At 71.6% G+C, this 24,546-nt stretch carries 18 protein-coding genes; 6 read left to right on the forward strand and 12 right to left on the reverse strand.

Annotated features, from left to right (window positions below; genetic code table 11):
* Positions 1 to 149: 149 nt before the first annotated feature.
* Positions 150 to 872 carry a hypothetical protein gene (locus ACFWGP_RS01005; RefSeq protein WP_376929936.1) on the forward strand — a complete coding sequence of 241 codons (723 nt, stop codon included), beginning with the start codon at positions 150 to 152 and terminating at the stop codon, positions 870 to 872.
* Positions 873 to 936: 64 nt separating this feature from the next.
* On the forward strand, positions 937 to 2,328 hold the full coding sequence (locus tag ACFWGP_RS01010; RefSeq protein WP_376929937.1) for a glutamyl-tRNA reductase: 1,392 nt from the start codon (positions 937 to 939) through the stop codon (positions 2,326 to 2,328).
* Positions 2,329 to 2,352: 24 nt separating this feature from the next.
* Here ACFWGP_RS01010 and ACFWGP_RS01015 read toward each other — a convergent pair whose 3' ends face one another.
* Positions 2,353 to 3,456, reverse strand: coding sequence for a phospholipase D-like domain-containing protein (locus tag ACFWGP_RS01015; RefSeq protein ID WP_275505984.1), 1,104 nt, complete (start codon positions 3,454 to 3,456; stop codon positions 2,353 to 2,355).
* Positions 3,457 to 3,694: 238 nt separating this feature from the next.
* Positions 3,695 to 4,546: a phytanoyl-CoA dioxygenase family protein gene (locus ACFWGP_RS01020; RefSeq protein ID WP_231429112.1), complete on the reverse strand. Its 852-nt coding sequence runs from the start codon at positions 4,544 to 4,546 to the stop codon at positions 3,695 to 3,697.
* A 66-nt stretch (positions 4,547 to 4,612) separates the two neighbouring features.
* Here ACFWGP_RS01020 and ACFWGP_RS01025 point away from each other — a divergent pair, with 66 nt between their 5' ends.
* A complete protein-coding gene (locus ACFWGP_RS01025; protein WP_275505981.1) occupies positions 4,613 to 5,425 on the forward strand; it encodes an AraC family transcriptional regulator in 813 nt (270 codons plus the stop codon).
* Positions 5,426 to 5,831: 406 nt separating this feature from the next.
* Here ACFWGP_RS01025 and ACFWGP_RS01030 read toward each other — a convergent pair whose 3' ends face one another.
* The 5 genes from ACFWGP_RS01030 to ACFWGP_RS01050 form a co-directional block, all read right to left on the reverse strand.
* Entirely contained in the window at positions 5,832 to 10,193 is a 4,362-nt protein-coding gene (locus ACFWGP_RS01030) for an endo-alpha-N-acetylgalactosaminidase family protein (protein ID WP_376929938.1), read from the reverse strand.
* A 61-nt stretch (positions 10,194 to 10,254) separates the two neighbouring features.
* Entirely contained in the window at positions 10,255 to 12,030 is a 1,776-nt protein-coding gene (locus ACFWGP_RS01035) for a glycoside hydrolase family 35 protein (protein WP_376929939.1), read from the reverse strand.
* Positions 12,027 to 12,941: a carbohydrate ABC transporter permease gene (locus tag ACFWGP_RS01040; protein ID WP_376929940.1), complete on the reverse strand. Its 915-nt coding sequence runs from the start codon at positions 12,939 to 12,941 to the stop codon at positions 12,027 to 12,029. Before ACFWGP_RS01040 ends, ACFWGP_RS01035 begins: the two co-directional genes overlap by 4 nt.
* Complete coding sequence (locus ACFWGP_RS01045) at positions 12,938 to 13,939, reverse strand: carbohydrate ABC transporter permease (protein WP_275505977.1); 1,002 nt, start codon at positions 13,937 to 13,939, stop codon at positions 12,938 to 12,940. Before ACFWGP_RS01045 ends, ACFWGP_RS01040 begins: the two co-directional genes overlap by 4 nt.
* A gap of 98 nt (positions 13,940 to 14,037) precedes the next feature.
* Positions 14,038 to 15,324, reverse strand: a complete 1,287-nt coding sequence (locus tag ACFWGP_RS01050) for a sugar ABC transporter substrate-binding protein (RefSeq protein WP_231429118.1) — start codon at positions 15,322 to 15,324, stop codon at positions 14,038 to 14,040.
* Between the two features lie 217 nt (positions 15,325 to 15,541).
* Here ACFWGP_RS01050 and ACFWGP_RS01055 point away from each other — a divergent pair, with 217 nt between their 5' ends.
* Positions 15,542 to 16,579, forward strand: a complete 1,038-nt coding sequence (locus tag ACFWGP_RS01055; RefSeq protein WP_231429119.1) for a LacI family DNA-binding transcriptional regulator — start codon at positions 15,542 to 15,544, stop codon at positions 16,577 to 16,579.
* A gap of 124 nt (positions 16,580 to 16,703) precedes the next feature.
* Here the strand turns inward: ACFWGP_RS01055 and ACFWGP_RS01060 are convergent, their stop codons facing one another.
* On the reverse strand, positions 16,704 to 17,432 hold the full coding sequence (locus ACFWGP_RS01060; RefSeq protein WP_376929941.1) for a GNAT family N-acetyltransferase: 729 nt from the start codon (positions 17,430 to 17,432) through the stop codon (positions 16,704 to 16,706).
* Positions 17,433 to 17,439: 7 nt separating this feature from the next.
* The gene (locus ACFWGP_RS01065; RefSeq protein WP_231429121.1) at positions 17,440 to 18,825 is read right to left on the reverse strand and encodes a glycine--tRNA ligase; all 1,386 of its coding nucleotides are present in this window, start codon (positions 18,823 to 18,825) and stop codon (positions 17,440 to 17,442) included.
* Positions 18,826 to 18,915: 90 nt separating this feature from the next.
* Here ACFWGP_RS01065 and ACFWGP_RS01070 point away from each other — a divergent pair, with 90 nt between their 5' ends.
* Positions 18,916 to 19,323, forward strand: a complete 408-nt coding sequence (locus ACFWGP_RS01070; protein ID WP_231429122.1) for an NUDIX domain-containing protein — start codon at positions 18,916 to 18,918, stop codon at positions 19,321 to 19,323.
* Positions 19,324 to 19,396: 73 nt separating this feature from the next.
* Positions 19,397 to 20,965 carry an alpha/beta fold hydrolase gene (locus ACFWGP_RS01075; protein ID WP_376929942.1) on the forward strand — a complete coding sequence of 523 codons (1,569 nt, stop codon included), beginning with the start codon at positions 19,397 to 19,399 and terminating at the stop codon, positions 20,963 to 20,965.
* Here ACFWGP_RS01075 and ACFWGP_RS01080 read toward each other — a convergent pair.
* From ACFWGP_RS01080 to ACFWGP_RS01090, 3 genes are all read right to left on the reverse strand, one after another.
* Complete coding sequence (locus tag ACFWGP_RS01080; RefSeq protein ID WP_376929943.1) at positions 20,938 to 21,471, reverse strand: GNAT family N-acetyltransferase; 534 nt, start codon at positions 21,469 to 21,471, stop codon at positions 20,938 to 20,940. The genes ACFWGP_RS01075 and ACFWGP_RS01080 overlap by 28 nt on opposite strands.
* Before the next feature lie 13 nt (positions 21,472 to 21,484).
* Complete coding sequence (locus ACFWGP_RS01085) at positions 21,485 to 22,393, reverse strand: serine hydrolase (protein ID WP_275505972.1); 909 nt, start codon at positions 22,391 to 22,393, stop codon at positions 21,485 to 21,487.
* Positions 22,394 to 22,488: 95 nt separating this feature from the next.
* Positions 22,489 to 24,543, reverse strand: coding sequence for a M13 family metallopeptidase (locus ACFWGP_RS01090; protein WP_376929944.1), 2,055 nt, complete (start codon positions 24,541 to 24,543; stop codon positions 22,489 to 22,491).
* Between the last annotated feature and the right edge of the window lie 3 nt (positions 24,544 to 24,546).

Consider the following 24,546-nt stretch of genomic DNA (forward strand, 5'->3'; position numbering starts at 1 on the left):
TCGGAGGCGTTGTGCGCCACCCACGCATGACGACGCGCCGCCAGGCGGCGCGCCTCCGCCCCCACGGAGAAACGCATGTCCCGAACGATGTCGTCCACCCTGTCCATCGCGCGTGCCGCTCGCGGCGCCGGTCGCCTGCGAGGCGTCCGGTGAACGCCGAGGCGCCGCACCGCGCGAAGCTGACCGTCCTCATCGCGCTCTTCGCCGCCCTCGTGATCGCGGCCCTCGCCCTCGGCGGCAGCCGCGTCGACGAGGTCGTGCTCGGGCTGCCGTCGGTGTCGGGCGGCAGGGCCACGCTCGCCGTGATCGCGGCCGCCGCGGTCGTCTGCGCGATCTGGCTCCTCGTCCGCCTCGGTCGTGCCGGACGCTGCCGTGCCCGGCGTCGTGCGCTCGAGGCGAGCGTGCGCGGCCAGGTCAGCTGCGGCATCCGCACGCGCATGCTCGTCGCCGACCTCAACGAGCTGCGCGTCGACGAGCCGCATCCGATCCGCCTCGCGGCCCGCTACTCGATCGTCGTCGACGAGCTCGGCGTCGCGTTCTGGAACGGCGGCCGCCGCCCCCGCCGAGCGGTCTTCTTCCCGTGGCGCGAGGTGCGCAATATCCGCGCCGACTCGATGGTCATCGGCGGCACGCTCGTCTCCGTGCTCGTGCTGCGCGTTCGCCGAGGCGGCACGAGCGTCGAGTTGCCGATCGTCTTCAGTGCGCCCCGCCCCGGTGCCTACGCCCTGGGCGACGCCCCGTTCTTCGCGCTCGTGCGCAGCTGGAAGGCGCTGCACCGCGAGGCGCTCAGGGCCGAGGGCATCGAGCCGCCGCCCGTGACCGGCGCGATCCCGGTGATCCGGCCGGGCGCGGCGTTCGCGGGGGTCCGGTAGGGCGCGACGCGAGGCTGTTGCGCCCCGAGTCATCCTCGCTTTCGACCCCGGGTAGAATCTACGAGTGCTCATCTGCCTGACCGCGAGCCACAAGAACGCCGCATTCGACACCCTCGAACGGCTTTCGGCGCACGCGGAATCCGCCGCGCCGCGCATCCTCGACCGTCATGACTCGCTCCAGGGTGCGGTCGTCGTCGCGACCTGCAACCGCTTCGAGGCCTACCTCGACCTCGACACCCGCGAGGGCGACTCCCCCGTGCCCGCCGTGCACGAGGCGATCCGCGCGGTCGGCGACGCGGCCGGCGTCGAGCCCGACGAGCTGCGGTCCACCTTCGGCTTCGTGCACGGCAACGCCGTCGCCGGCCACCTCTTCTCGGTCGCCGCCGGCCTCGAGTCGGTCGTCGTCGGCGAGGGCGAGATCGCCGGCCAGGTGCGTCGTTCGCTCGAGCGCGCCCGCGCCGAGGGCACCACGACCCCCGAACTCGAGCGGCTCTTCCAGCGCGCCTCGCAGACCTCCCGCCGGGTGAAGAACGAGACGGGCATCGGCGGCGCCGGGCGCTCGCTCGTGCGCCTCGCGCTCGAGCTCGCGTCGAGCCGCGTCGCCGACTGGTCGGCCGCGCGCGTGCTGCTCGTCGGCACCGGCCAGTACGCCGGGGCGACGCTCGCGGCGCTCCGCGACCGCGGCGCGAACGACGTGCGCGTCTACTCGCCCTCGGGCCGGGCTGCGAAGTTCGCACGCGGCCACGACATCACGGCCGTCTCGCACGCGGGCTACGCCATCGCCGCGGCGGCCGCCGACGTCATCATCACCTGCACGACCGCCGACCACCACGTCGTCGACCGGGTGCTGCTCGAGGGCGGCCGGGCGACGCTCGCGGGTTCGCACGCCGCGCTCGCCGCTTCCGGCGCGCCCGAGTCGCAGGCGACGGGCCCGGATGCCGCGGCCCACGCCGTGCTCGCCGAGTTCCGCGCCTGGTGCCCCGTGCCCGAGGCCGCGCAGGGCGCGCGCCAGCTCGTCATCGACCTCGGCATGCCGCGCAACGTCGCGACCGACGTCGTCGAGGTCGAGGGCGTCGAGCTGCTCGACCTCGAGACCATCCGCCGGCATGCACCGCTCGAAGAGCTCGGCGCCTCCGACGACGCACGCGTGCTCATCGAGCGCGCGGCCCGCAACTTCGGCGCCGTCGGCGAAGAGCTCGACCTCGCCCCCTCGGTCGTCGCGCTCCGTGCGCACGTGCAGGGCGTGCTCGAGGCCGAGATCACCCGCGCCCGCTCGCGCGGCACGGGCGACCCCGCAGCCGACGAACGCGTCGAGGCCGCACTGCGGCACATGGCCGGCGTGCTGCTGCACACGCCCATGGTGCGCTCACGCGAATACGCTCGCGCCGGCGAGCAGCGTGCGTGGATCGACGGCCTCGAGGCCGTGTTCGGCGTGCGCGCCGACGAGTCGCGCTGACCCCGCAGCCGCATCGCCCGGCGCTCAGCCGGGGATCGGGGCACCCAGATCGGCGATGATGCGCTCGATCTCGCCGACCGCATAGGCCGCGAGTTCGCGTTGCTCGGCCTCGGCCGCGGCATCCGTCTCTTCGAGGTCGCCGATCACGATGATGTTCTCGTCGTTGAGGGTGTTGGCGGGGGCGGTGTAGTTGAAGCTGCCCACGACGAGCAGGCGCTCGTCGATGACCATGAGCTTGTGGTGAAGCTTGCGCACGCCCGTCTTCGGCTTGTTGACGTAGAGGTCGACGTCGCCGGCGGCGAGGCCGGCGGTCGCGGCCCACTTCGCGGCGCCCTGCTCGCGGTCGAGCACCCCGCGGATGCGCTGCACGAGAGGACGCAGCCGGATCATCGTGTCGTCGATGCCCGAGGACTGCGCGAAGGTGAACATCGCGAAGTCGACCGACTCCCTCGCCTTCAGCATCTGCTTCATGATCTCCATCTCGGGGCCGTGCCGCGGCGCGAACAGCGGCTTGACCCGCACGTGCGGCAGGTCGAACTCCTTCGGCTTCGGCTCGACCCGCTCGTGGAGGTCGCCGAACGTGCCCGAGCGCATGCGCTCGAACTCGTGGACGTACTCGGTCGCGGCCCGCTGCCCGTGCAGCACCACGACGTGGTTGAGGTTCTGTCCGGCGCCGCGGCCCGAGGTGGCGTTCGTCCCGGTGTCGGTGAGCGTGAAGTTGGTCGAGCCGGTCAGCACCGCGGCCTTCGGCTTGCGCGTGTCGCGCACGATGAACTTCTGGTGGAAGATCTTCGGGTTGAGGTCACTCACGACGTCGACCCTGGCCTTCAGGAGCGCCCCGAGGATGATCCGGTTCTCCTCGTGGTCGCCGGCGCTTCGCCAGGGGTCGGCGAGTGCGGTCTCCTCCGTGAGGTAGTCGCCTTCGAGAATGAGGCGCACCCGGACGCCGCGGGCCCTCGCCGCGATGATCGATGCTGCGATCGCGCGCGAGTCGATCTCCTGCACCGCGATCGCGAGGCTGTGGTCGGCCTCGTCGATGAAGTCGCGGATCGCGCCGTCGAGGTCGTCGGGTCCCCCGACCGACCGCGGGCCGAGGTGCAGCTCGATGCCGCCGATGCTCACCGACATGATGGGCCTCCTTATCTGAGACATCCTCACCCAGGGTGCCGCGCGGAGTGCCCGTCCGGATCAGGGCGGGCCCGGAGGCCGGTGCCTCGGAACCGGCGCCGGATCTCGTGCATGCTCCGGCGATTCGACCGCGCAGGATCGACGACGGCTCGGCCGTCGGCGCCCGCAGGGGCGTACGGTACGGGGCCGCTGCCCCGGTCCGGCATGAGCACGAGCGGTCACGCGGGCGCCGAGCCGCTCACAGCCCGTCCTCCAGGTGCCAGTGGTTCTGCCAGCGCCAGTCGATCGGCTCCGACAGGCGCTGGTACCGGATGTCGGTCGACAGGCGCATGCGCCCCTCGGCGTCGACGTTGTCGAGGCCGGCGTGCACGAGGTGCGCGGAGTGCACCATGACGTCGCCCGCGGCGTAGTCGGCGACGAGCCAGCGGGCGTCGTACTCGTCGGCGAGGCCGGGAAGATCGGCGGTGATCGACGCCGCGGGGTGGCGGAGTTCACCGGCCGCCTCCTGCGCCATCACCCGGCGATGGCTGCCCTCGAGGTAAGCGAGTCCGCCCCGCTCGAGCGGGATGTCACCGAGCGGGATCCACATCGACAGCACGCGGTCGCTGCCCTCGCGGAGGTACACGAGGTCGTAGTGCGCCTGCGTGGCCGTGCCGATGCCGCGCTCGCCCGGCTTCGTGTGTCGGATGATCTTGCGCCGGTGCAGGTGCACGTCGTCGCCGAGCAGCCACGCGAACCACTCGGAGATCCGCGGCGACCGGCAGAGCGCCTCGTACTGCGCGCCGGGCACGATCTCGTCGAACAGGATGCGCCGGTACGAGGCCCGGTCGACGTCGTGCGGCGCGGCGATGCCGTCGACGGGGTCGGACCCTTCGGCGATGAGGCCCGCTTCGGCGAGCACCTCGAAGTAGTAGCGGCGGAACTCGAGGACGTCCTCCGGCACGAGATGGCCAGTGAGGTAGAGGTACCCGTCTCGGCGCAGCCGGGCCCACAGCGCATCGCGATCGCCGCGCTCGGCCATCGGCACCGGCTCGAGCTCGCCGAGACGTGATGGAGTTTCTTCGAGCACGTATCCGTTGGACGTCAGCATGCGTCCATCATCAACTCGGGCGAGCGCACGCGGAATAGACTCCTGAGACGAAGGAATTGGACTTTCATGACCGCTTGGGCGCTCTACTCGCAATCGCACCCGCTGCTCGTCGAGTACGGCCTCGCCTGCCTCGGGGCCGGTCGGCACGAAGGCCCGTCGCCCGGGTTCGGCGGTCGACGCCGGCTCGGCGACTATGCGATCGTCTTCGTCACGAGCGGCGCCGGTGTCTACCGCGACCCGCTCGTCGGCACGATCGAGATCGAGGCGCCGGCGACGATCCAGGTGCTCCCGCAGCGTCCGCACGACTACGCCTCGCCGCGAGGCTGGACCGAGCACTGGGTGCTCTACACGGGGGCGACCGTCGCCGCCTTCGAGGGGCTGGGCGTGCTCGACCGGCGCCGGCCCGTGCAGCTCGGCGTGACGCTTCCGGCCGACCTTGCCGTCCGATTCGACGCGCTGCGCGGCGCGCTCGGCCGGCCGGGCTGGCGGGGAGCGTTCGACGCATCGACCCTCACGCAGGACCTCCTCGCCGACTCGGTCGCCGGCCGCCGCGCCTCGCCGACGGCGAGCGAGGCGACGGTCGCCGCCGTGCAGGCCGATGCTGCGCTGCACCTGGATGTCGCGGCCCGAGCCGCGCTCGCGGGCGTGAGCGTCGGCACGCTCCGCGAGCACGTCAGGGAGGTGACCGGCGGGACGCCCAACGAGCTCGTCATCGGCACCCGGATCGACCGCGCGTGCGGGCTGCTCGCATCCACCCGCCTCGCAGTGCGGGCGGTCGCGGCGAGTGTCGGCTACGACGACGCAGCCTACTTCTCGCGCCTGTTCACGCAGCGCATCGGAGTCGGCCCGGCCGAGTTCCGCAGGCGGCACCGCCGCTAGCCGGTGGCTAGGCCTCGTCGTCGGGCCAGAGGCGCCGCGTCGCCGGAAGCACGTCGAAGAGTTCCGCGCCGAGCACTCGACGGAGCTCGGGCACCGCGAAGTCCGACCTCGAGCCCGTTCGAGAATCGGCGCAGCTCGCGCAGCACGATCACGAGCCGTCGGTCGTGACACAACACCTCATCGAGTACGAGCCGCCCGGGCAGCTCGCCGGGCGGCGGCTGCCACCACGGAAAGTATCGGCGGCTGGGCGCCCGGCTCGGGAGGCACGGGCAACCGGTCGAAGAATCCGCCTTCGGAGTGCATGATCCGCGGGCTAGACGCACGAACGCCCCCGCGGTGAGGATCGCGGGGGCGTTCGCGCAGGTGGGCGCCGGGCGGGGCGGCGAAGCGGCCCGGCGCCGGTCGATCACTCGGCGCCGAAGAACTCCAGTTCGGCGATCGAGGCCCATGGCTGCCCGTTGTGCGAGCTCGTGGCGACGACCTTCACGAAGCCGGCGGTCACCGGCTCGTCGAACATGACGGGCTGCGGCGCAGTGCCGGTGGCGAGCTCACCGCTCGCGACGGGGTCGCCCCAGTCCTCGCCGTCGGCGCTCACGTACACCTCGTAGCCCTTGATGCGGCCGTTCGGCTCGGTGCCCGGACGCTGCTGGATCGAGATCCCGCGCAGCTCCTGCGCACCGCCGAGGTCGATCGAGACGTGGTGCGGGTAGGCCGGCGAGGCGTTGAGCCACTCGCTGTGCCAGCAGCTCGCCGGGTCGCCGTCGATCACGTTCGTCGCGTGGCCGTCCTCACCCTCCGTCTCCTCCGAGTCGGCGTCGACGACCGTCATCGCGTCCTTCGGCAGCGGCGTCGGGGCGGCCGCGCGGGTGCCCCAGACGTTGAGCTCGTTCGCGCCGGCGAAGGCCGCACCGTTGATCGCGTTGAGCCCGACGAGCTTCACGTACCGCGCGTCCGTCGCCGCGAACGACAGGTGCTGCACCTCGGCGGTGCTCGCGAACTGGCCGGCCTTCACAGGGCTGCCCCAGCTCTTGCCGTCGGTGCTGAGATACAGCTCGTACTGCTTGATCGAACCGTTGCCACGACGCACCTGGTAGTCGAACCCGTCGACCGCGTAGCTGTCGCCGAGGTCGAGCGCGATCCAGTGCGGGTACGGGGTGTCGGGGTTCACCTGCGACCATGCGGAGTGCCACATGGTCGCGGCGTTGCCGTCGATCGCGGCATTCGCGCTGCCGTCGCCGGTGCCCGGCTCGGCGTCGCTGACCCCGGCGATCGAGAGGCGCGACTGCGGGATCAGTCCCGGCGGCAGGGTCGGCACCGAGACGGATGCCTCGACGGTTCGCGTGCCGCCCGTGACGGTGTACCCGGCCCCGGCCGAGATCTCGTAGCTCCCCTGCTCGATGTCGGCCGGGGCCGACACGCGCCAGGTCGTCTTCACGGTGGCTCCCGGCGCGACCGAGGCGAACTCCGCGGCGCCGACGGGGGTGACCTTCCAGCCCTCGGGCGCGACGAGCTCGGTCGCGACCTGCGTCGCGGGCTCGGGCTCATGGTTCGTGAAGGCGGTGGTGAAGGCGTTGGCCTCACCCGGCACGAGGCCGCTCACGGGCGCGGTGAGCGCGAGGCGGGCGCAGGCGCCCGAGGACTCGCTCTCACCGAGGTCGACGATGCGGAGGTTGTCGAGGATGAGGTCGGACCCTGCGCCGCCGACGGCGTTGCGCCGGAGGCCGATGTACGGGTCGCCGCAAGCGGGTGCGTCGAACTCGTGCACGAACTCGGTCGTCTCGTGGACGGCGTCGAACGCCGACGAGGTGAGGTCGACCGTCTTGGACGCACCGTCGGCGATCTGGTCGACGCCCGTGACGAACGAGTAGGCGCCCGCGACCCCGCTCTGATAGTCGAACGAGACCCGGTAGCGATGCCCCGCCACGAACGGCGCGGTGTACTCGGAGGTGCGGTAGACGAGTCCGCGGTTCTCCTCGTGCGCCATGAGCGAGAAGTCGCCGTCGAGCACCATGTCGAACGAGCGGCCGTTCCAGCCCTGCTGCGTGAAGGGCCCGTTGCGCTTCGCGATGTGGGTGCGCGGGTCGGTCGAGCCGCCCGCGTCGCCCTTGAAGAACGGGCCCCAGCCCTGGTCGACCTGTTCGAAGTCCTCGTCGACGAGCACGTCTTCGCGCCCCGTCGGGTCGTCGCTCGAGACCACCCGCACGTTGTCGATGCGCACGGGCGCCTCACCGTCACCCGCGGCGATCGTGAGCGTCGGCCGGGTGTCGGCGGTCACGGTGATGTAGCTCCGCAGCCGCTGCAGCGTGGTGTCGCGCCATTCATCGGCCGCCATGAGGTTGACGGCGCCAGAGCTGTCGATGCTCGTCGAACCGCCCTCGCCGGCGTCGCCGGCGACGTCGACCGACAGGGTCGTCGGCCTGGTCCGCCCGGCCGCGACGCCGAGGTCGGCCGAGACCGCGTAGGTGCCGGGCGCGAGCTCGCCGAGACGCTGGCTGATCGAGGCCTCGCCGGCACCGAGCACGGCGGCACGGCGGCCGCGGCCGTCGATTTCGACGGTCGCTGCGCCCTGCGGGTTCCAGCCGTCGAGGTCCGTCTCGTTGAAGCCGGGGTCCTGCACCGGGGTGCCCTGGCCGAACGAGGCCTTCTTCGGCAGCGTCGATGCGCCCGTCGCGTTCGCACCGGGCACGAGCACGTAGGCCCGGCCCGCTTCGGCGTCGATCGTGACGGCGCCGCCCGTGACGGGCAGGTCGGCGACCTTCGTGCGGCCCTCGTCGCCCAGGGCGAACAGCTGCAGGGACGAGGCATCCGCGAACCCGTCGGTGAGCTGCCACGTGGTCTGACCGCCCGCCGGGCTGTAGTGGTAGAGCTTGTCGGCGGCCTTGCCCGCCTTCGACGACCACGGCAGCAGGTACGTGTCACCGCGCAGCACCTCGGTGCCGTCGACGGTGATGACGCGGTCGGCGGCCGAGGTGCCGGTCACGCTCACGCCGTCCTCGAAGTCGATGCGGTCGGCTGCCCACCGCGTGATCTCGTGGTGCTGCAGGAATTTCGCGGGCACGTTCGCCGTCCACACGTTCTCGAGGAAACCGGGGAAGTCGTTCTGCCCGGTCCAGCCCTCGAACTCGACGATGTGGCTCGTGCCGAGCAACGGATGCGGGTTCCAGACGTCGGACTGCGTGTTGTTCACGAAGCGCAGGATCTGCGAGTTCACGCCCTTGTTCGACGAGCCGCCGTAGTTCTCGTCGTTCGCCCAGTGCGACCACGTGTTGTTCTCGGCGAGCTTGTCGGCCCACTCGGAGCCGACGCGGAAGCCGTGCTCGACGAGCGAGTCCTGCAGCGTCTGGGCGAGCCAGCCGTGCTCGTAGTAGACGTCGATGTAGGCGAAGTCGAGGTTGTCGTCGGTCGCGTCTGCGAGCTCGCCGATGCGCTTGTCGAGCTCGCCCGAGACGCGGTCGTAGCGCTGGTCGATGTAGTACGACTGGTCGAGCCAGTTCCAGCCCTTCGAGTTCTCGTTCGCGATCTCGTCGCTGAACGAGTTCGCCTCGGGGTAGATCTCGGTCGCGTTGAGGTGAACGCCGAAGGAGGCGTTCCACTTCTTGCCGGCCTTCACCGCCGCGTTGAGCTCGTCGAGCCCGCCGGCGCGCTCGTTGAAGTTGTCGCCGTAGTCGGTGTTCGCCGAGTCGTGGCCCTCGCTCGTGAAGCCCTTGAGCATGGCCACCTGGCCGAGGCCGTCGGTGTTGAGCGCGATGCGCTTCACGTCGTCGAGGGTGCGCAGGAACGGGTGGGTCGCCTGCGAGGCGAAGTTGAACGGGATGTGCGTGATGACGTTCTCGGGGGTCTGGTCGCCCTTGTTCGGGGCGACGCGGATGTCGCGCATCGCGATCGCGCCGTCCTGCCAGTCGACGACGTCGTCGCCGTTGGCGTCTGGGGTGATCGCGACCGCGACCCACGGCAGCTCCTCGGTGTCGCTCGACCCCTGGGCGCGGTAGAGCCACGGTCCGCTCGCGATGCCGACCTCGACGCCGTCGCCGTCCGCGACCGCCTGGCGCCAGAAGTTGCCGGCGTCCTTCTGCGAGGGCCCCGACGAGGTGTCGTAGAGCGCGTTCGTCGCGAACGCCGCGGCGAGCTCGCCCGTGTTCGCGATGATCGCGTTCGAGCCCTTGGGCGCGGCATCGAGGGGGGTGCCGGCCGTCACGGGGAGGAACACGTCGCCCGAGACGTTGCGGTCGACCGACAGGTTCGCCGCCGCGACCGCGGCGCCGGCCTCGTCGGAGGAGACGGTGACGAGCCGGTGGTTCGGGATCTGCAGCGTCTTCACGACGCCGTCGGGGTCGGTGATCTTCGTGACCTCGATGGTGACGACGTTCTGCTTCACCGAGAGCCGCGCCTCGATCGAGACGCCGTCGAGGGCGGACGGCGTGAGCACGTAGTCGACCGCGTCGCCGTCGTCGACGCGCGAGGCGACCTCGACGGGCTCGGCCGTGCCGTTGATCGTGATCGACGTGATCGTCGCGTCGTTGCCGTGCATCGTCGCGCCCGACTCGCGGTCGGTGTACGCGACGACCTGCGGGAAGCCGGCCGACGCCGTCACCGCGAGATCGCGGCTCTGCAGGGCGAACGTCTCGCCCGCGACGGCGACGGCGAACCCGTCGGGCACGAGTGGGGCGGCCTGCGCCGGCACCGCGCCGAGCGGGGCGATCACGCCGCCCGCGATGGCGCACCCCAGCCCGAGTCGCCAGAGGCGGCCAGGGGGTCGTGATGAAGGCATCTTCGTCTCCATTCCCGCGTCGTGTCGACGCGTCCACATCGACCTGCGCCGACGGCGCAGTTCAGTCGAAGGTCTCGATGTACTCCTGCTCGGGTCCGAGCTCGGCACGCTCGCGCAGCTCGACGGCGTCGCCGAGTCGCTCGAGCTCGAGCACGGCGATCGTGTTCTCGCCCGCCCGCAGCAGCGGCGCGGGCACGTAGTAGGTCTGCTGGGGACCGATCTCCCAGTAGCGGCCCAGCAGGAATCCGTTCACCCACACGAACCCCTTGCCGAAGCCGGGGAACGCGAGGAACGCATCGGCCGGCTCGTCGACGGCGAGGTTCGCCGTCGTCAGCCCGGCCAGCTCGCGCGCGCCCCACTCGTCGAGCGGCAGCGGTCGCGCCGCCCAGCGCTGCACGAGCCGTCGGTCGAGCTGCACGCCGCCGAGGATGCCCTTGCCCTCGCCGAGCAGCGGACCGTAGTTGATGCGACCCTGGTTCTCGACGACGAGCTCGAGCACGACGGGCCGCCCCTCCCCCGCGAGTCGCACGCCCGATGCGGCCTGCTCGGCGTCGAGCACCGCGACCCGCACGCCGTCGACGAACACGAGGGCGCGGTCGCGCAGCCCCCGGATCGTGAGCAGTGCCCCGCCCGACGGCACGACCGGACGGGCCTCGTAGAGCACGAGGCCCGCGTCGAGGCCGAGCTCCTCGAACGTGGGCGGGTTCGCCGCGCGCACCGGCTCGCCGGCCGCGCGCAGCACGTCGAGCAGCTCGCGACCCGGCCGCACGGGCAGCGTCGCCGCCGGCAGCACGGGCGGAGTCGGGGATGCCTCGGGCGGCGTCAGCCCCGAGGCATCCTGCAGCACGTCGCGGATGCGACAGAACTTCTCGGTCAGCGCGCCGTTCTCGGCGATCGGGGCGTGCGAGTCGTAGCTCGTCTGCGTCGGCTGCAGGCGCACGCCGTCGTGGTTCGCGCCCGACCAGAGGCCGAAGTTCGTGCCGCCGTGCGCCATGTAGAGGCTCAGCGAACCACCCTCGGCGATGATGTCGGCGACGACACCGGCCGCGCCCTCGGGCGTCCGCACGTGGTGGGGGTCGCCCCAGTGGTCGAACCAGCCGTTCCAGAGCTCGGCGCACATGAACGGCTCGTCGGCGCGGCGCTCGCGCAGCATCGACGCCGCCTGCGCGGCGCGCGAGCCGAACGTCGCGGTCGCGAGCACGCCCGGCACGCTCCCGCCGTCCTGCATGAGCTCGGTCGGGCCGTCGGCCGTGTAGACGAGCTCGGTGACGCCGCCCGCGACCAGACGCTCGCGCAGCCACGCGAGGTAGTCGGCGTCGTCGCCGTAGCTGCCGAACTCGTTCTCGAGCTGCACGGCGACGATCGGGCCGCCGTGGCTCGCCTGCAGCGGCACGAGCCGCGGCAGCAGCTCGTCGAACCACGCGTCGACGGCGTCGAGGTAGGCGGGGTCGCTCGAACGCAGGCGCAGGCCCGGCGTGCCCGAGAGCCAGGCGGGAAACCCGCCGTTGTCCCACTCGGCGCAGATGTACGGCCCGGGCCGCACGATCGCGTCGAGGCCGACCTCGGCGGCCAGCTCGAGGAAGCGCTCGAGATCGCGCCAGCCCGAGAAGTCGACCTCGCCGCGGCGGCGCTCGTGGAAGTTCCACGCGACGTAGGTGTCGACGGTGTTGAGGCCGAGCGCGACCATGCGCTCGAGGCGGTCGCGCCACTGCGCCGGGTGCACCCGGAAGTAGTGCAGCGAGCCCGAGAGGACGCGGTGCGGACGGCCGCCGCGCAGGAAGGCGCCCGCCTCGTACGTGAGCAGCGCGGTCGCGGCGCGCTGTTGCGTGTCGGTCACTTCACGGCCCCCGCGGTGAGCCCGGCGCGCCAGAAGCGCTGCAGGCTGAGGAAGGCGATGATGAGCGGCACCACCGAGAGCAGCGCGGCCACCACGACCGTGCCGGCCGGCACCTGCCCGTTGCTGCCCGCCCAGCCGACGAGGCCGACGGTCACGGGCTGCAGCGAGCTGTCGTTCAGCACCATGAGCGGCAGCAGGAAGTTGTTCCAGACCTCGACGAACTGGAAGAGGAAGATCGTGACGAGCGCCGGCGACATGATGCGCATGCCGATCGAGAAGAAGATGCGGAACTCGCCCGCCCCGTCGATCCGGCCGGCCTCGATGAGCTCGTCGGGCACCGACTGCGCCGCGAACACGCGGGCGAGGTAGACCCCGAACGGGCTCACGACGCTCGGCAGCAGCACGGCGAGCGGGTTGTTGAGCAGCCCCACCTGGTTGAACAGCAGGAAGAGCGGCAGCGTGAACATGACCTTGGGGATGAGCACGGCGGCGAGGATGACGCCGAACACGACGCCGCGGCCGCGGAACTCGTACTTCGCGAGCGCGTACCCGGCCATCGCCGAGAGCAGCGTTCCGACGAGCGCCGACGTCCCCGCGTAGAAGACGCTGTTGAGCATCCACCTGCCGAAGATGCCGTCGCTCTCGGCGAAGACGAGCGTGATGTTGTCGAACAGCCCGAAGCCGTCGAACCACAGGCCCGGCTCGGAGAATTGCTTACCGACGGGCTTCGTCGACGCTACGACGAGCCACCAGATCGGCACGATGAAGTAGAGGGCCGAGAGCCCCAGCAGGGCGAAGACGCCGAGGCGGCTCGCGAGGTTCGCCTCTCGCCGCGAGCGGCCCGGGCGGTCGGCATCCGGTCGGTCGGAACGCGGCGGTCGCTCGGCCGACACGAGGGCGGGGGCGCTCATCGCTCGCCTCGATTCATGAGCTTGAAGAAGGTGAACGAGAGCACGCCGACGAGGAGCGCGAGCACGACCGACTGCGCGGCCGCGTAGGGGTAGTTCTGGGCGGTGACCTGCGCCTGCGCCGCCATGAGGGGCGTGAACGTGTTGCTGATCGCTCCGCCCGAGATGGTCTGCAGCACCTTGGGCTCGTTGTAGAGCTGGGCGGAGCCGATGATCGAGAAGACGGCGGTCAGCACGAGGGCCGGGCGCACCATGGGGATCTTGATGCTCCACGCGATGCGGAAGGCGCCGGCGCCGTCGAGGCGTGCCGCCTCGATCGTCTCGGCGGGGATCGTCTGCAGCGACGAGTAGATGATGAGCATGTTGTAGCCGGTCCAGCCCCAGGTGACGATGTTGGCGACCGCCCACAGCACCACCTCGGGTGCGAAGAAGGGGATGCCGGTACCGACGACCCGCTCGAGCAGGGTGTTGATCGGGCTCGTCACGGGCGAGTAGAGGAACGACCACATGACGGCGGCGATGACGCCGGGCACGGCATAGGGCAGGAAGGCCGCGAGCCGGAAGAAGCCCTTGCCGCGGGCCGAGCGCGAGTCGAGCAGGAGGGCCAGCACGAGCGCGAGGCCGAGCATGACGGGCACCTGCACGAGTCCGAACAGGGCGACCCTGCCGAGCGACGCGATGAAGTCGGCATCGCCGAGCAGGCGGGCGTAGTTCGCGAACGGCGTGAACTCGAGCGTGGGCGCCTCGAGCCCGAGGCCCGAGCGCTGCAGGGTGAACAGGCTCTGCACGAACGCGAAGGCGATCGGCACGAGGTACATCGCGGCGAACAGCACGCCGAAGGGCAGCAGGAAGAGCAGCGGGATGCGCCAACGGCCGGCGGCGCGGCGCGGGGCCCGACCGCCGGGGGCGGGGGCATCGGGCCCGGAGAGCCCGGGGCCGCCCGTGCGCCCGCGGCGCGCGGTGCCGGCGGTCGTGACCGCCCGGGTCGATGAGGTGAGCATGTCGTCCTGCGTGGTTCTCGTGGTGGCGCGCGGTGGTGATGCGCGATGGTGGTGCGGGCCGGGGCGGATCCTCGCCGCCCCGGCCCGGGTCTCGCGGGCTACTCCGAGACGGAGAGGCCCTGCGCCTCGAGGGCGTCGACGGTCTGCTGCTGGGTGCCCTTCAGCGCGTCGGCGAAGGTGCCCTGCTTCGACCAGGCCTTGCCTAGGCCGTCGTCGAGGAAGCCGACGGTCTCGGGCATGTTCGGCCCCCAGGTCCATCCGGTCGTGACGAGCGGCGAGGCCTCGGCGAAGACGTCGAAGATGACCTGGTCGCCGAAGTACGGGTCGGGCTCGGTGAGCACCGGCAGGTCGAGCAGTTCGGTCGCCGCCGGGTAGAGCGCGGCGGCCTCGATGAGGCCCGTGTAGATGTCGGGATCGGTGCTCATGGCATGCGCGAACGTCCACGCCGCCTCGGGGTTGTCGCAGCCCTTCAGCACGGCCGTGGCCGAGCCGCCGACGTTGCCGACCTTGTCGTCGCCGGCCTCCCACTGCGGCATCGGGGCGACGGCCCACTTGCCGGCGCCGTCGGGGGCGCTGCCCTTTAGGATGCCGGCGATCCAGACCGCGCCGACGTGCGTCGCGATCGAACCGTCGCCGAGGCCCGTGTACCAGGACTGGTCCCACATGGGGGCCTGGCTGATGAGGCCGGCGTCGGTGAGGCCCTGCCAGTAGTCGGCGACCTTCTGGCCCTCCGGCGAGTCGATCGAGACGTTCCAGCTGTCGCCGTCGACCGAGAACCACGGCGCCTCGGCCTGCCAGTCGAAGCCGGCGTAGTCGTAGTTCAGGTAGCTCGCCGAGAGCGACTTGCCCGCGGCCTTGAGCTTCTCGCCGGCGGCCTGGTACTCGGCCCACGTGGTCGGCACGGCGATGCCGAGCGAGTCGAAGACCTCCTTGTTGTAGAAGAGCGCCATCGGGCCCTGGTCGACGGGCGCGCCGTACACGGCGTCGCCGATCGAGACGGCCGACCACGTCGCGGGCGAGAACTCGCCCTCGCTCTCGTTCGCGAACTCGGACACGTCTTCGAGCGCGCCCTGCGCGGCGAAGCTCGTGAGCGTCTCGTAGCCGACCTGCGCGAGGCACGGCGCGTTGCCGGCCGTCACGGCATTGAGCATCTTGTCGTAGCCGCCCTTGGCGCCGGGGGCGACCTCCTCGTAGGTGACGACCACGTCGTCCTGCGAGGCGTTGAACGCCTCGACGGCGTCGGCGTAGCCCGGGGCCCAGCCCCAGAACGTGACCTCGGCCGGACCGGACTGCTCGGGCTGCGCGGCCCCGGCACAGCCGGCGAGCGCCAGGCCGATGCCGATCGCGCCGGTGATGCCCACCGTGCGCATGACTGTCTTCTTCACTGCTGCCTCTCCTTTGAATGAGCTCGGAATGCGTCGTGCAACGAACCGGGCCCCGCGCGGTCTCGGGTGCGGGTTCCGCGGGGCGTGCTCTGATGGTGCCACATCTTGTTATCGATAACAAGCACGGATTCTTGACGAAAGAACGGGACAATCGACCCAGTCTTCGAGATAGCATGTTTTCGCTAGCATGGGGGCTGGCATGGCGAAGGGGCATCAGATGAGCACGACGCGGCGACTCGACGCGAACGGACGCGCGCGCACGCCGAGCATGGCCGACGTCGCCGCCCACGCCGGCGTCTCGGCGCAGACGGTGTCGCGCGTGCTGAGCGGCCACCCCAACGTGCAGCCCGCAACCCGCGACCGCGTGCTCGCCTCGGTCGACGAGCTCGGCTATCGCATGAACAACGCCGCGCGCTCGCTCTCGTCGGGCCGCACGCGCACGATCGGCGTCGTCGTGCTGCCGACGGTCGACTACTCTGGCGCCGCCGTCACCCACGGCGTCGAGTCCGCCGCCCGCCGCGCGGGCTACGCGGTCAACATCTCGACGGCGAGCTCGCCCGACCCTGCGGCGATCGCCGCCGCGATGACCCGCCTCGACCGGCAGTCGGTCGAGGGCATCGTGCTCGTCGTGCCGGTGGCGACCGGCACCGACGAGGTCGAGACGATCGCCCGCCGCATCCCGACCGTCACGATCGACGGCTCGCGCACGATGTCGAGCGAGGTCGTCGCGATCGACCAGTTCGAGGTGGGCCGGCTCGCGACCGAGCACCTGCTGTCGCTCGGGCACCCCACCGTCTGGCACGTCGCCGGACCCGACGAGTGGCTCGACTCGACCGGCCGGGCCGCCGGCTGGCGTGCGGCGCTCGAGGCCGCGGGTCGCGAGGTGCCGCCGCTCCTCCACGGCGACTGGTCGCCCGAGTCGGGCTACCAGGCGGGGCTCCTGCTCGGCCGCATCCCCGAGGCGACGGCCGTCTTCGTCGCGAGCGACGAGATGGCGTTCGGCGCGATCCGAGCCCTGCACGAGCTCGGCCGCCGGGTGCCCGAAGACCTCTCGGTCGTCGGCGTCGACGACATCGCCCTCGCCGCGTACTGCAGCCCCGCGCTCACGACCGTCGCCCAGCCGTTCGGCGACATCGCCGCGCTCGCGGTCGAGCACCTGCTGCGACGCATCGACGACCCGACCGCGCCGCCGGCGTCGACCGAGGTGGCGGCGCAGCTCGTGATCCGGTCGAGCACCGCGCCCTACGCGGGCTGAGGGGCATCGTCCCGTCCCGCGTCGTCCGCTCTGGAGGAGGATCCGCCCGACACGCCGATCGCACGCCGTCAGGTCCGGCGTGTCGCGCAGAAGTTCCTCCATAGCGCCGAGCGACGGCGCGGGTTCAGCCCCGAGGCATCCATTCACGCCGCAGGATCGCGTAGAGCTCGCTGTCCTGCCAGCCGTCGTCCTCGAGGATCTCCTCGAGCATCGTGCCCTCGAGGCGCATGCCGAGCCGGCGGCACAGCGCGGCCGAGGCGGTGTTGCGCGCATCGAGGTGGGCGAACACGCGGTGCGCACCGATGACCTCGAAGGTGAAGCGCAGCACCTCGGCGGCGGCCTCGCGCGCGAGCCCGCGACCCTGGAACGCAGGATGCAGCACCCAGCCGATCTCGACCTGCGCGCTCTCGATGCTGCCGACCCGCAGCATCACGTCGCCCACCACGCGGTCGCGAGGGGCGGATGCCTCGGCGCCGGCGCCGCCCGCGACCGGCACGCCGACGGACGGCTCGCCGTGCAGCACCATCGCGAAGTGGGTCGCGTCGCCGTCGGCGGCGAGCACCCGCATGCCGGCGCGCTTCAGCGTGTGCACGTGCGCGTCCTCGCGGCTGCGCGGCGGCCACGGGATGTAGCGCAGCACCTCGGGCAGGCGCTGGTACTCCCAGACGTCGTCGCTGTCATCGGGCGAGATCGGGCGCAGCGTCATGCGGTCGGTCCGCAGCGGGGCACCCTCGATCGACGCGATGTCGAACGGGAACGCTGCGCCGGTCGCCGCGGCTGCGCCGGTCGCCGCGGCCGCGCCGGTCGCCGCGGTCGCGGTCGTGCCGTCGACGGGCTCGGCCGAGGCGGGCACGAACGCCCTACGCCCCGATGAGCCGCGCCGCGAGGAAGCCCTCGAGCTCGGCGAGCGGCACGCGCTGCTGCTCCATCGTGTCGCGGTCTCGCACCGTCACGGCGTCGTCGTCGAGCGAGTCGAAGTCGACCGTGATGCAGAACGGGGTGCCGATCTCGTCCTGGCGGCGGTAGCGGCGGCCGATCGCGCCGGCATCGTCGAAGTCGACGTTCCAGTACTGGCGCAGCGACGCGGCGACCTCGCGCGCGAGCGGCGAGAGCTTCTCGTTGCGGCTGAGCGGCAGCACGGCGGCCTTGACGGGCGCGAGGCGCGGGTCGAGCTTCAGCACGGTGCGGGTGTCGGTGCCGCCCTTCGCGTTCGGCACCTCCTCGACGTGGTACGCGTCGACGAGGAACGCCATGAGCGAGCGGGTGAGGCCCGCTGCGGGCTCGATCACGTAGGGGATCCAGCGCTCGTTCTTCGACTGGTCGAAGTAGCTGAGCTCCTTGCCCGAGTGCTCGGAGTGCGTCGAGAGGTCGAAGTCGGTGCGGTTCGCGACGCCCTCGAGCTCGCCCCACTCGCCGCCGGTGAAGCCGAAGCGGTACTCGATGTCGACGGTGCGCTTCGAGTAGTGGCTGAGCTTCTCCTTCGGGTGCTCGAAGAGGCGCAGGTTCTCGGGGTCGACGCCGAGGTCGACGTACCAGTTCCAGCGGTAGTCGAGCCAGTACTGGAACCACTCGTCGTCGGTGCCGGGCTCGACGAAGAACTCGAGCTCCATCTGCTCGAACTCGCGAGTGCGGAAGATGAAGTTGCCGGGCGTGATCTCGTTGCGGAACGACTTGCCGATCTGCCCGATGCCGAACGGCGGCTTCATGCGCGCCGCCTGCAGCACGTTGGCGAAGTTCGTGAAGATGCCCTGCGCGGTCTCGGGGCGCAGGTAGTGCAGGCCCGACTCGTCTTGCACCGGGCCGAGGTAGGTCTGCAGCATCATGTTGAAGTCGCGGGGCGGGGTCCACTCGCCGCGGGTGCCGCAGTTCGGGCAGGCGATGTCGCCCATGCCGTTCTCGGGGGCGCGGCCCTTCTTCTCCTCATACGCCTCGAGCAGGTGGTCCTCGCGGAAGCGCTTGTGGCAGTGCAGGCACTCGACGAGCGGGTCGGTGAAGACGCCCACGTGGCCCGAGGCCACCCAGACCTGCTTCGGCAGGATGACGCTCGAGTCGAGGCCGACGACGTCGTCGCGGCGGGTGACCATGTAGCGCCACCACTGCCGCTTGATGTTCTCCTTCAGCTCGACGCCGAGGGGGCCGTAGTCCCACGCCGAACGCGAACCGCCGTAGATCTCGCCGGCCTGGAAGACGAACCCCCGGTGCTGGGCGAGGGCGATGACGGATTCGAGACGGCTGGGTGCGGCCACGGTGGCTCCAATGGTCGGGGGTGGAGATCTCGGGCGGACAGCCCGGCGGTGCCACCATCCTACGGGCGACGGCACTCTAGGCTTGAACGGATGCCCCAGCTGCCCGACCTCCTCGTCTCCGCGATCGCGCTCGTGCGCGACCGTCGGGTGCTCATGGTCACCGCCCGTGATCGCGAGGTCTACTACATGCCCGGCGGCAAGATCGATGCGGGCGAGACGGCCGCCGAAGCGGCCGCGCGCGAGGCGTTCGAAGAGGTCGCGCTCGAACTCGACCCTGCCTCCCTCGACGAGTTGTTCGAGGTCGTCACCCAGGCGCACGGCGAGCCCGACGGCCGGCTCGTGCGCATGCGGGTCTTCCAGACCGACACGGATGCCTCGCCGGCGCCCTCCGCCGAGGTCGGCAGCCTGCACTGGGTGACCACGGCCGACGCCGACCGCTGCCCGCCCGCCGGGCGCGAGGTGCTCGCCCGGCTCGCTGCGACCGGCCTGATCGACTGAGCACGGTCCCGGCCGCCGAGTGAGCGCCGGGGCGCCGTGTCCGGACCCCGCCCGTCCCCATAGACTGCGGGGCATGGCGTCGACTCGCGTATTCCGCAGCGGAGGCCGCGTCACGCGCATCACGCGCAGCGGTCGCGACGACGGCCCGGGCTACGTGCTCGTGCACGGCATCGGCATGGCCCACGAGTACTGGTCGGATGTCGCGGCGGAGCTCGGGCGCAGCGGCACGGTCTACGCACTCGACCTCCCGGGCTTCGGCGACGCGCCCCAGCCCGACGAGCCGCTCACGATGCGCGGGGCCGGCGACCTCCTCGCCGATCTCGTGCGGGCGGAGGGCATCGCCGACCCGGTGCTCGTCGGCCACAGCGCGGGGGCCCAGGCCGTCGCCGAGGCGGCGGCGTGGCATCCCGAGCTGTTCGAGCGCATCGTGCTCATCGCGCCGACGGTGAACCCTCGCGAACGCTCGGCCGGCAAGCAGGCCCTGCGGCTCCTGCAGGACCTCTCGCTCACCCACCCGAAGGTGCTCGGGCTCGGCGTCGTCTCGTACGCGAAGGCGGGGGTCTCCTGGTACCTCGAGAGCCTGCCGCCGGTCATCGAGCACCGCGTGGAGCTCACGCTGCCGAACGTCGCGGCCCGCACCCTCGTGATCCGAGGCGAACGCGATCGCCTCGTGCCGCGCGAGTGGGCCGAGCGGGTCGCATCGCTCGTCGGCGACGGCCGGTACGCCGAGGTGCCGGGCCGTGGACACGAGACGATGATCACGGCGGGAGCGCGGGTCGCGAACCTGATCGCCGCCCACGCGAGGGGCGAGGCGGTCGGCCGGGTCGTCGGGCCCGCTGACGGCGCCGTCGTCGTGCCCGCCCGCCGGCGGCCGCCCCTGGCGAAGATCATCCGCTGGTGGGCGCTCGACTACCTCTACGCGGGATGGCGCCAGCTCGCAGTGCTCGGTGCCTGGAAGCCGCCCGCGAAATGGTCGCGCGGCGACACCGCGCTCCCGACGATCGTGCTGCTGCCGGGCGTGTACGAGCACTGGTCGTTCCTGCGACTCCTCGGCGACGCGCTCAACGCCCGCGGCCACCGCGTGCGCGTCGTGCACGGCCTCGGGGCGAACCTGCTCGACATCCCCGAGACCGCCGCCCGCGTCTCGCGCGCGCTCGCCCGGGTGTCGATCCCGGCGGCCGGCCAGGTGCTCGTCGCCCACTCGAAGGGCGGGCTCGTCGCGAAGCGCATGCTGCTCGACGACGACGCGCCGTCGCTCGGCCTGCTCGGCATGGTCGCGATCGCGACGCCGTTCGGCGGTTCGATCTACTCGCGATTCATGTTCGACCGGGCCCTGCGCGAGTTCGATCCCGATGCGCCGATCATCGTCGAGCTCGCCGACGGCGTCTCGGTGAACTCGCGGATCGTCTCGGTGTTCGGGCCGTTCGACCCGCACGTGCCGAAGGGAAGCGCGCTCGACGGGGCGACCAACGTGCAGGTGCCGGTCGCCGGCCACTTCCGGGTGCTCGGCGCGACCGAGACGGTCGACGCGGTGGTCACCGGCATCCGGCAGCTCGCCGACGCCGACGCCACGGCCGACGCCGCCGACCAACCCGCGGAGCAGCCGGGAGCGGGTCAGAGCTCGTCGAACGGGGCCGCGTAGCGGAACGCGCCGACCGGGGCGTCCGCCTCGGTCGCGCCGAGCCGGATCGCCTGGAAGTACGCGCCCCAGGCCGGCTCGGGCGGCGTGATGCCGAGGTCGACGCTCGGCACGAAGCCGAGCCGGCCGTAGTACGCCGGGTCGCCGAGCAGCGCCACGACTCGTTCGCCGTGCTCCGCGGCGAGCCGCAACGTCTCGCGCACGAGCGCCGAGCCGATGCCGCGCCGCTGCACTGAGGGATCGACCCCGATGGGGCCGAGCCCGAGCGCGGACCCGTCGCCGACCCACCCCCTCGTCGTGATGCAGTAGCCGGCGACCGCCCCGTCGATCTCGGCGACGAGGGCGAGGTGCGGCAGGAACTCCACCGAGGTGACGAGCGCCGTGTTGAGCACGACCTCGATCGGCGGCGACGCCGCCGGCGAACCGTCGGGCTGCGGCCCCGAGAACGCCTCGGCGAGAAGCCGGTCGACGGCCGCGCGGTCGTCCACGCGGTACGTGCGGATCAGCATTCGGGCGAGCACCTCAGTGCACGAACTCGAGCAGGTCCATGCCGACCTGGCGCATGCCGTCGAGCACCGCGAGGCGCGACGAGAGCATCGTGTCGGCGTAGTACATCGAGACGGCGTAGGCGACGCTCGCGCGCGGCCCCCGCAGGACGCCGACCTCGCTGCGCACTCCCCCGTCGGTGCCGGTCTTGTTCATGAGCAGCACGCCGTGGTCGGGCGTGCGATGCGAGAGCGGGTCGAGCCCGAACGCCGAGGCGACCATCGAGAGATCGGCGTTGAGCGAGAGCCAGCCGACGACGCGCTGCGACACCTCGGGCGAGACGATCTCGCCGCGGGCGAGCGAGGCGAAGAGCCAGGTGAGCTCCTTCGCCGAGCCGATCGAGAGCTGCGGGGCGTCGTCGGGCCCGCGGTGGTCGCGCACGAGGTCGAGCAGCGCGGTTCGCGTGAGGCCGAGCGTCTCGGTGCGCGCGCGCACCGCCTCGAGGCCGATGTGGCGGATGAGCACGTTCGTCGCGAGGTTGTCGCTCGTCGCGCCGACGAGCGCGGCGAGGTCGGCGATCGGCAGCGACGGCGACTGCAGGTGCTGCCAGATGCCCGAGTCGCCGGCCGCATCGCGGGGAGCGCGGTCGAGCACGGTGAACGTCTCGGTGCTCGCCCCGACGAGGCGCGAGGCGATCTCGACGAGCAGCAGCACCTTGCCGATCGAGGCGGTCGGCATCACGACGTGGTCGTCGACCGAGAACAGCACCTTGCCGGTCGCGAGGTCGGTCGCGCGGGCCGAGACCTGCACCCCGGCGAGCGCGAGCTCGCCGAGCGCGGCGAACCCGCGGGCGAAGTTCTCGCCCGGCTCCTCGGTGCGGTGCTTGCCCTTGCGCAGATCGGCATGGCGTGCGCGTCGCTCGGATCCCTGCGACGACGTCACCACGGTGCTTGCACGCTCTTCCTCGGACGGTCGGCGCTCCCCCACCGCAGGCCGCGGCGCGCTCGAGATGTTCGGATACTCGGACTTCGGATCTGCGACTACCAGATGGTCACCCGCTCGGCAGGGTCGAGCCAGAGGGCGTCCTCTTCAGTCACTCCGAAGCCAGTGTAGAACTCATCGATGTTGCGGACGATCTGGTTGCACCGGAACTCGTTCGGCGAGTGGGGATCGATCGCGAGCAGGCGCACCACCTCCTCGTCGCGGCCCTTCATCTGCCAGGCCTGCGCCCACGACAGGAAGAACCGCTGCACCGCCGAGTACCCGTCGATCTCGGGAGCCCCGTCGACGTCGCCGCCCTGCGAGAGCACGTACGCCTTCCACGCGATCGCGAGCCCGCCGAGGTCGCCGATGTTCTCGCCGATCGTGAGCGCGCCGTTCACGTGCGGCGCCTCGTTCGCCTCGGCCCCGCCCTCGGTGGATGCCTCGCCCGCGGCACCCTCGGACCCGGGCGCGCCGTCGGCGAGCTGGGCGGGAACGAGCGCGTCGTACTGCTCGATGAGCGCCTTCGTGCGCTCCTCGAAGGCGGCGCGGTCGTCGGCCGTCCACCAGTCGGTGAGGCGCCCGTCGCCGTCGTACTTCGACCCCTGGTCGTCGAAGCCGTGCCCGATCTCGTGTCCGATCACCGCGCCGATCGCGCCGTAGTTCGCCGCGGCGTCGCGGCCGGCGTCGAAGAACGGGAACTGCAGGATCGCCGCAGGGAACACGATCTCGTTGAAGCCGGGGTTGTAGTACGCGTTGATCGTCTGCGGGGTCATGAACCATTCGTCGCGGTCGATCGGCCCGCCGACCTTGCCGAGCTCGCGCTTGAACTCGAACTCGGCCGTCGCGCGCACGTTCCCGACGAGGTCGTCGGTGATCTCGAGGGTCGAGTAGTCGCGCCACTTCACGGGGTAGCCGATCTTCGGCGTGAACTTCGCGAGCTTGTCGAGCGCCTTCTTCTTGGTGGCCTTCCCCATCCAGTCGAGGCCCTCGATCGACTCGCGGTAGGCCGCGACGAGGTTCGAGACGAGCTCGTCCATCGCCTCCTTCGCCGCGGGCGGGAAGTGCCGTTCGACGTAGATGCGGCCGACCGCCTCGCCCATGGCGCCCTCGACGAGCGAGACCCCGCGCTTCCACCGCTCGCGCATCTGCGGCGTGCCGGTGAGCGTGCGGCCGTAGAAGTCGAAGTTGGCCTCGACGAGGTCGCTCGAGAGGTAGGCCGCGCTCGAGCGCACGACCTGCCAGGCCAGCCAGTCGCGCCAGGCGGGCAGCCGGTCCTCGGTCAGCAGCCGGCCGAGGCCCTGCACGAACGACGGCTGCCGCACGACGAGCTCGTCGAAGGCGCCCGACGGAACGCCCATCGCGTCGCGCCAGACCGACAGCCCCGAACCCGCGGGCTCGGCGCCGGGGAACGCCAGCGCCGAGGCATCCGCCCAGCTCTTCAGGTTGTAGGTCTTCTCGCTGTCGCGCGAGTCGACGTTGTTCCAGTGCACCCTCGCGATCTCGGTCTCGAGCTCGAACACGCGGGCCGCCCGCTCGGCGGCCGCGTCGAACTGCGCGAGCCGCAGCATCCGCTCGAGGTGCTCGCGGTAGGCCGCGCGGATCGGCTCGAAGCGGTCTTCGCGGAAGTAGCTCTCGTCGGGCAGGCCGATGCCGCCCTGCTCGACGAAGACGAGATAGCGCTCGGGGTCGCCCGGATCGTTGTCGACGTAGAGCTGCGCGAAGCCCGACACGCCCTGCCGCTCGAGCCGGCCGAGGGTCTCGACGAAACTGCCGATCGAGTTCACGAGCGACACCTCGAGCAGCTGGCCGGCGATCGGCGTGACCCCGAGCAGCTCGGCCCGGTCCTCGTTCATGAAGCTCGCGTAGAGGTCGCCCACCTTGCGGGCCTCGGTGCCGGGCTCGGCCTGCTGCGACTCCTCGATGATCTCGCGCACGGCCTCCTCGGCCTCCTCGTGCAGCACGTAGAAGGAGCCGTAGCGCGCCTTGTCGGCGGGGATGTCGGTGCGTTCGATCCACCTGCCGTTGACGTGCCGGAACAGGTCGTCCTGCGGGCGCACGCCCGGGTCGAGCTCGTCAAGCGTGATTCCGGAGGGCAGCGCGACGTCGGTCATGCG

It is taken from the genome of Agromyces sp. NPDC127015 (assembly GCF_042725165.1).
GTDB classification, from domain to species: domain Bacteria; phylum Actinomycetota; class Actinomycetes; order Actinomycetales; family Microbacteriaceae; genus Agromyces; species Agromyces chromiiresistens.

What these genes read in the sequence shown, in the direction of transcription:
- ACFWGP_RS01015 (WP_275505984.1), bottom strand. Translation starts at nt 3,456, where the DNA reads ATGTCGGTGAGCATCGGCGGCATCGAGCTGCACCTCGGCCCGCGGTCG.
- ACFWGP_RS01090 (WP_376929944.1), bottom strand. Translation starts at nt 24,543, where the DNA reads ATGACCGACGTCGCGCTGCCCTCCGGAATCACGCTTGACGAGCTCGAC.
- ACFWGP_RS01055 (WP_231429119.1), top strand. Translation starts at nt 15,542, where the DNA reads ATGAGCACGACGCGGCGACTCGACGCGAACGGACGCGCGCGCACGCCG.
- ACFWGP_RS01080 (WP_376929943.1), bottom strand. Translation starts at nt 21,471, where the DNA reads ATGCTGATCCGCACGTACCGCGTGGACGACCGCGCGGCCGTCGACCGG.
- ACFWGP_RS01030 (WP_376929938.1), bottom strand. Translation starts at nt 10,193, where the DNA reads ATGCCTTCATCACGACCCCCTGGCCGCCTCTGGCGACTCGGGCTGGGG.
- ACFWGP_RS01040 (WP_376929940.1), bottom strand. Translation starts at nt 12,941, where the DNA reads ATGAGCGCCCCCGCCCTCGTGTCGGCCGAGCGACCGCCGCGTTCCGAC.
- ACFWGP_RS01025 (WP_275505981.1), top strand. Translation starts at nt 4,613, where the DNA reads ATGACCGCTTGGGCGCTCTACTCGCAATCGCACCCGCTGCTCGTCGAG.
- ACFWGP_RS01070 (WP_231429122.1), top strand. Translation starts at nt 18,916, where the DNA reads ATGCCCCAGCTGCCCGACCTCCTCGTCTCCGCGATCGCGCTCGTGCGC.
- ACFWGP_RS01075 (WP_376929942.1), top strand. Translation starts at nt 19,397, where the DNA reads ATGGCGTCGACTCGCGTATTCCGCAGCGGAGGCCGCGTCACGCGCATC.
- ACFWGP_RS01020 (WP_231429112.1), bottom strand. Translation starts at nt 4,546, where the DNA reads ATGCTGACGTCCAACGGATACGTGCTCGAAGAAACTCCATCACGTCTC.
- ACFWGP_RS01045 (WP_275505977.1), bottom strand. Translation starts at nt 13,939, where the DNA reads ATGCTCACCTCATCGACCCGGGCGGTCACGACCGCCGGCACCGCGCGC.